General features: G+C 63.3%; 2 protein-coding genes. Both read right to left on the reverse strand.

The genetic code is table 11. From position 1 onward, the window contains the following. Positions 1-5,993: amino acid adenylation domain-containing protein (locus tag ACTJLA_RS26690; protein ID WP_440842467.1), on the reverse strand; the 5,993-nt coding region annotated here is incomplete at its 3' end. A 3-nt stretch (positions 5,994-5,996) separates the two neighbouring features. Then, positions 5,997-7,406, reverse strand: a 1,410-nt coding sequence (locus ACTJLA_RS26695; protein ID WP_440842469.1) for an AMP-binding protein, incomplete at its 5' end; no start/stop codon positions are given.

Genomic DNA, 7,406 nt, shown 5'->3' on the forward strand with positions numbered 1-7,406 from the left:
ACCACCACGGTTTCACCGACACTGGCTTGCTCACGCAAGCGCGCTTCGATTTCCCCCAGTTCGATACGGAAACCGCGGATCTTCACCTGATGGTCGACACGCCCCAGGTAATCCACCACGCCATCCGGACGCCCGCGGGTCAGGTCACCACTGCGATACACGCGACTGCCGGGCTTGCCGAACGGGTCCGGCACGAAACGCTCGGCAGTCAGTGCCGGGCGCTCCAGATAACCCCGGGCCACGCCCTCGCCGCCCAGGTACAACTCGCCGGCTACGCCGATGGGCTGCAGGTTCAGTTGCGCATCCAACACGTAGCCACTTCGGTTGCCCAACAAGGTGCCGATGGGCGCGTAGACAGCTCCGCAAGGGTCGCCCTTGCGTGCCTTCCACAGCAGCGGCGTGACCACGGTTTCGGTCGGGCCGTAGCCGTTGAACAGGTATTCAGGCTTCAGCGCGCGCCACGCCAGGTCATAGCTGGCTTGAGCAACGGCATCACCACCGAAGCAGTACACCCGCACTGCCGGCGGGTTGCCGTCGCGCTCGGCATGTTCGGCCAACTGTTGCAGGTACACCGGTGGGAACACCGCCATGGTCACGTTATGGCGATGCATCTGCTCGTAGGTGTATTCCGGCAGCCACAGGCTGTCGTCACGGATCAACACGCTGGCGCCGTTGATCAGCGGGTGCATCCAGCCTTCGTGGGAGCCGTCGAAAGCGAACGACATGAAGTGCAGCTCGCAATCGGCCGGCGAGGTTTCATAGCGCTCGCCGGTAGCGATGATATGCGCCACCAGCGGGCCGTGTGACACCGCCACGCCCTTGGGCAAACCGGTGGAGCCGGAGGTGTAGATCACGTAGGCAAGGTTGTCGCCGTCCAGAGCCACAGTCGGGGCCGTATCGCTGTAATCCGACCAGGCTTGCACCTGATCCACCGCCAAGGCGTCGAGGCCGTCCGGGATCGGCAACCGGTGTTGCACGGCCGAATGGGTCAACAGCAATTTCGAACGGCTGTCTTGCATCATGTACAGCAGGCGATTACGCGGGTATTCGATATCCAGCGGCACATACACACCGCCGGCTTTCATCACCGCCAGGAACGCCACCATGATTTCGGCACTGCGCGGCATGGCGATGGCCACCCGTACTTCCGGGCCGACCCCACGGGCGATCAGGGCATGGGCCAGGCGGTTGGCCTGGCGATCCAGTTCGCCGTAGCTCAGGGTTTGCGCGTCGAACTTCACCGCCACCGCCGTCGGGTTTGCCCGGGCGCGATCGGCAAACAGTTGATGCACCAGGCGCTCGGCCGAAAAGCCAGACTCCGTGCGGTTCCACAGTTGCAGGATCTGTTGTTGTTCGGTCGCGTCCAGCAAGCTTAACTGGCTGAGCTGCTGCCGTGGGTTGGCGACCATACCTTGCAGCAGGTTCTGCCAGTGACGCGCCATGCGTTGCACGGTGCTGGCTTCGAACAGGTCCTGGGCATAACCCAAGGTGGCCCATATACCTTCGGTGGACTCCTGAATATCCAGGTCCAGGTCGAAATGTGCGGTCTTGCTGTCCCAGTCCAGTCCTTCTACCCGCAGCCCTGGCAATTGGTGCTGAACCTGAGCCTGGCCGATGTCAGTCTGATGATTGAACATGACCTGGAACAGCGGGTTGTGGCTCAGGCTACGCTCAGGTTGCAGGGCTTCCACCAGTTGTTCGAACGGCAAATCCTGGTGGGCCTGGGCTTGCAGGGCGCGTTGCCGAACGTGCTGCAGCAACTGCTCGACACTCATCTGCCCATGCACATCCGCCTTGAGCACCTGGGTGTTGACGAAGAAACCAATCAAGCGCTCGGTCTCGCTGCGATTGCGGTTGGCAATCGGCACGCCGACACGTATTTCTTCCTGGCCGCTGTAGCGGTGCAACAAAGTCTGGAACGATGCCAGCAACAACATGAACAGGGTCACGCCCTGCTGTTGGGCCAAAGCCTTGAGCCCCTGGGTGAGTTCGGGCGCCAGCTCGAACGCCAGGCGCGCGCCGCGGTGGCTCTGCACAGCCGGGCGCTGATGATCGAACGGCAACTCCAGCACGCTCTGCTCACCGCCCAACAGTTCACGCCAGTAGGCCAGTTGACGTTGCTTTTCACCGGCGTCCATCCAACTGCGCTGCCATACGGCATAGTCGGCATACTGGATCGGCAGCGCCGGCAACTGCACGTCCTGGCCTTGGCTGTAACCGGCATACAACTGCACCAGTTCCTCGACCACCAACTGCATCGACCAACCATCGGAGACGATGTGATGCTGCACCAACACCAACACATGCTCGTCGGCGGCCAGGCGCAACAGCGTGACGCGCAGCAACGGGCCTTGTTGCAGGTCGAACGGCTGGGCGATCAGCGCTTGCACCCTGGCTTTGAGCTGGGCGTCATCGACATCAGCCTGGGTGATCGGCAAGGACATTGGCGGCTCAATCACTTGCACCGCGCCGTCGTGATCCTGGCGGATATGGGTGCGCAGACTTTCATGACGCGCCAGCAAGCTATCGAAACTGCGTTGCAACGCAGCCAGGTCCAATTGCCCTTTCAGGCGCAGCGCGCTGGGAATGTGATACGCCGCGCTGTGGGGTTCCAGTTGCCAGAGAAACCATTGTCGCTCCTGGGCGTAAGACAGTGGCAACGGCTGCACACGCCCGGCCGGCAGTAGGGCCGGCGCCGTTGGCAATAGGCTCTCCTGGGTTTGCAAGGCCGCGACAAACGCCTCCAGCCGCGGGTGTTCGAACACGGCTTTGAGCGGCACTTCCAGGCTCAGGGTCTGGCGGATGCGTGACACCACCTGCATTGCCAACAGGGAATGCCCTCCCAGTTCGAAGAAGTGCTGGTTCAAGCCCACCCGTTCGGCCCCCAGAATAGCCGCCCAGATCGCCGCCACCTGTTGTTGCAACGGGGTGACCGGCGCTCGCCAATCCTGTTGTTCCACGCTGGCATCTGGCTTGGGCAGCGCCTGGCGATCCAGCTTGCCGTTGGGGTTGAGCGGCATGCGGTCGAGGAAGATCAGGTGCGCCGGCACCATGTAGTCCGGCAGGTGGTCGCGCAAGGTGGCCATCAACTGTTCACCAACCTCGGCGCGCTCGGTTTCAGGCAGCGTCTGCGCAGGCACCAGGTAGGCCAGCAGTTGGTTGTCGGCAGCCAGCAATAGCGCTTCACGCACGCTGTCCTGGGCCAGCAGCACGGTTTCGATCTCACCCAGTTCTATGCGAAAGCCACGGACCTTGACCTGGTGATCGACCCGCCCGACATATTCCACCACACCATCGGCGCGATAACGCGCCAGGTCGCCGGTGCGGTACAGACGCTCGCCGGATGGGCTGAACGGATCAGCGACAAAGCGCTCGGCGGTCAGGCCTGGCCGTTGCAAATACGCACGGGCCAAGCCATTGGCGCTGGCGATATAGAGTTCACCCACGGCGCCCAGCGGTAGCAGGTTCAGGTCACGGTCCAGCACATACAGGCCACGCCCTGGCAGCGCCCGGCCAATGGGGCTGGCACCGCCGGCGCCGACGGCGCTCGGGTCAGTGCAGTCCAGCACGCTGGAAACCACGGTGGCCTCGGTAGGCCCGTAGGTATTGAGCAAGCGCACATGGCCAAGCCCGGCGCGCTGCCACAACAGCGGGCCGTCCAACGGCATGGCTTCGCCACCTATATGGATCTGGCGCAAGGCACCATAGGTTCTTGGGCCTGCTGCCAGGCAATCTTGCAGGAAAAGCTTCCAGTAGGCCGTGGGCAAGTCGGCCAGGGTAACGCCCTGGGTGATGATCTGCCGGTACAGCTCGGCACCGTCCCACAACTGCGGGCCACGCAGTACCACGGTGGCGCCAAGGGTCAGGGCTGGGTACAGCTGCTCGACGAAACCGTCGAAGTTCAAGGTGGCAAACTGCAGCACTCGGTCCTGGGCAACCAGCTGCGAGTAATCCGCCGCGATGCCAGCAAACTCACTCAGTGCAGCCTGGCTGATGGCAACCCCCTTGGGCTTGCCTGTGGAGCCGGAGGTGTAGATCACATACGCCAGGCTCTGGGGCTCGACATCAACCGGTAAATTACTGTCGGCACACAACGCCAACTGCGCCTGGACCCGGTCGATGTCCACCGCCAGCACCCGGGCCGGCAACGGCAGACGCCCATGCAGGTGGGATTGGGTCAACATCAGGCCCACACCACTGTCCTCAAGCATATGCGCCAGGCGTTCGCGGGGGTACTCAGGGTCCAGCGGCACATAGGCCGCTCCTGTCTTGAGCACCGCGAGCAAGCTGACCACCATGGCAAAGGAGCGCTCCACGGCGATCCCCACCAGCCCTTGGGGGCCGACGCCCTGAGCCAGCAGGTAATGCGCCAGGCGGTTGGCCTGACGGTTCAGTTCTCCATAGCTGAGGGCCTGCTCATCCAGGGCCAGGGCCTGACGTTCCGGCTGCTGATCAGCCTGGGCTTCAAACAGCCGGTGTACAGCCTCAAAGGGGGTGACACCAGCCGGGGTGTTCCAGTTCTGGAGCATCCTGTGTTGCTCAGCGGCGCTCGCCATCGGCAGTTCGCAGAGGCGGCTGCGGGGTGCACTCACCACCGCCTGCAGCAGGTGCTGCCAATGTTGCGCCAAGCGCTCGATGGTGGCGGCATCGAACAGGTCGGTGGCGTAGGTCAGCGCGGCCCAAAGCCCGTCGGCGGATTCATGGGTGTCCAGGCTCAGGTCAAAATGGGTGGTCTGGCTGTCCCAGTCCAGTTCCACCACACGCAGGCCCGGCAACTGTTGGCCTTCGCGGCCGCCCTGGGCCTCGGTCTGGTGGTTGAACATCACCTGGAACAACGGGTTATGGCTCAAGCTGCGTTCAGGCTGCAATGCCACCACCAGTTGCTCGAACGGCAGGTCCTGATGAGCCTGGGCCTCCAGGGCGCGGCGTTTGGTTTGTTGCAGCAGCTCGGCAAAGCTCATCTGCCCGTCAAGGTCAGCCTTGAGTACCTGGGTGTTGACGAAGAAGCCGATCAGCCGCTCGGTTTCGACGCGGTTACGGTTGGCGTTCGGCACGCCAATGCGGATATCCGACTGCCCGCTGTAGCGATACAACAGGGCTTGGAACGACGCCAGCAGTAGCATGAACGCGGTCACGCCCTCTTGCTGCGCCAGGCGCTTGAGGCCCGCCACCAACGTCGGTTGCAGATGCACCTGCAGGCTTGCACCGCGATGGCTTTGCTGCGCCGGGCGCGGGCGGTCCAGCGGCAATTCCAGCACCGGTTGCTCGCCGCCCAGCAGGGCCTGCCAATACGCGAGTTGGCGCGCCTGTTCCCCGGCTTCCATCCAGCCGCGTTGCCACAGCGCGTAGTCGGCGTACTGGATCGGCAGTTCCGGGAGTTGCAGGTCATGGCCCTGGCTATGGGCGGCGTAGAGCTGCACCAGTTCCTCCACCATCACCTGCATCGACCAGCCATCGGAGACGATGTGGTGCTGCACCATCACCAGCACATGCTCATCCTCGGCCAGTTGCAACAGCGTCACACGCAACAACGGCGCCTGGTGCAAATCGAACGGCCGCGCCACCTCCTCTTCCACCCGCGCCATCAACTGCGCTTGGTCGACATGCGCCTGCTGGATCTGCACCCGCGCCTGCGGCATCACTGCCTGCCACAGACGTTCATCGTCCTCGACCAATTGCGTGCGCAAGCTTTCATGCCGGGCCAGCAGGCTGTCGAAACTGCGTTGTAACGCTGCCAGGTCCAAGTGCCCGTGCAAACGCAGGGCGCCAGGGATGTGGTAGGCGGTGCTGTCCTTGTCCAGTTGCCAGAGGAACCACTGGCGTTCCTGGGCGTAAGACAACGTCGGTGTGTCGCTGTCGTGGCGGGTGGGAGCAATCGGCAGTTGAGCGAAACTCATGCCCCGGCTTTGCAGGCGCTGGTAAAACTGCTGGCGCTGCTCCAGAGGCAAGCGAAGAAAGCGCGACACCAGGTCGATATTAGGGTTGGAAAGCATGGTTCAAATCGCCTCTAGTTCGCTCAAAAAGTCACGAAGGTCATCAAAATCTTCCACGCTGCCGGCGCGGAAAGTGGCTGCGGCCTGCACGTAGGCGCGCAGCGATTCAGTCTGGAACAGTTCCACCAACGGTACGTCCAGGCCGAGCTCGGCCTGCACCCGCGAGGTAATCTGGATCGCCAGCAAGGAGTGGCCACCGACATCAAAGAAGTTGTCGTTCAGGCCCACTTGCGGCAGGTGCAGGATGTCGGCCCAGATCGTGGCGATCTGCTGCTCAAGCTCGGTTTGCGGGGCCAGGTACTGCTGCTGCATCTGGCTCGCATCCGGCAGCGGCAGGCCTTTGCGGTCGAGCTTGCCGTTGGGGGTCAGCGGCATCTGCGCCAGGAATACGAAGTGGCTGGGCACCATGTAGTCCGGCAGGTCGGCTTTCAGGGCACGACGCAGGGCGTCACGGAACTCAACCTGGTCGGCCAGGCTGGCGTCGGCCGGTACCACATAGGCCACCAGTTGTTTGCCGGTCGGCCCCTCCTGGGCGACCACCACGGTTTCACCGACACTGGCTTGCTCACGCAAGCGCGCTTCGATTTCCCCCAGTTCGATACGGAAACCGCGGATCTTCACCTGATGGTCGACACGCCCCAGGTAATCCACCACGCCATCCGGACGCCCGCGGGTCAGGTCACCACTGCGATACACGCGACTGCCGGGCTTGCCGAACGGGTCCGGCACGAAACGCTCGGCAGTCAGTGCCGGGCGCTCCAGATAACCCCGGGCCACGCCCTCGCCGCCCAGGTACAACTCGCCGGCTACGCCGATGGGCTGCAGGTTCAGTTGCGCATCCAACACGTAGCCACTTCGGTTGCCCAACAAGGTGCCGATGGGCGCGTAGACAGCTCCGCAAGGGTCGCCCTTGCGTGCCTTCCACAGCAGCGGCGTGACCACGGTTTCGGTCGGGCCGTAGCCGTTGAACAGGTATTCAGGCTTCAGCGCGCGCCACGCCAGGTCATAGCTGGCTTGAGCAACGGCATCACCACCGAAGCAGTACACCCGCACTGCCGGCGGGTTGCCGTCGCGCTCGGCATGTTCGGCCAACTGTTGCAGGTACACCGGTGGGAACACCGCCATGGTCACGTTATGGCGATGCATCTGCTCGTAGGTGTATTCCGGCAGCCACAGGCTGTCGTCACGGATCAACACGCTGGCGCCGTTGATCAGCGGGTGCATCCAGCCTTCGTGGGAGCCGTCGAAAGCGAACGACATGAAGTGCAGCTCGCAATCGGCCGGCGAGGTTTCATAGCGCTCGCCGGTAGCGATGATATGCGCCACCAGCGGGCCGTGTGACACCGCCACGCCCTTGGGCAAACCGGTGGAGCCGGAGGTGTAGATCACGTAGGCAAGGTTGTCGCCGTCCAG

The organism is Pseudomonas sp. 22072, assembly GCF_052046095.1.
Lineage (GTDB): Bacteria > Pseudomonadota > Gammaproteobacteria > Pseudomonadales > Pseudomonadaceae > Aquipseudomonas > Aquipseudomonas paracarnis.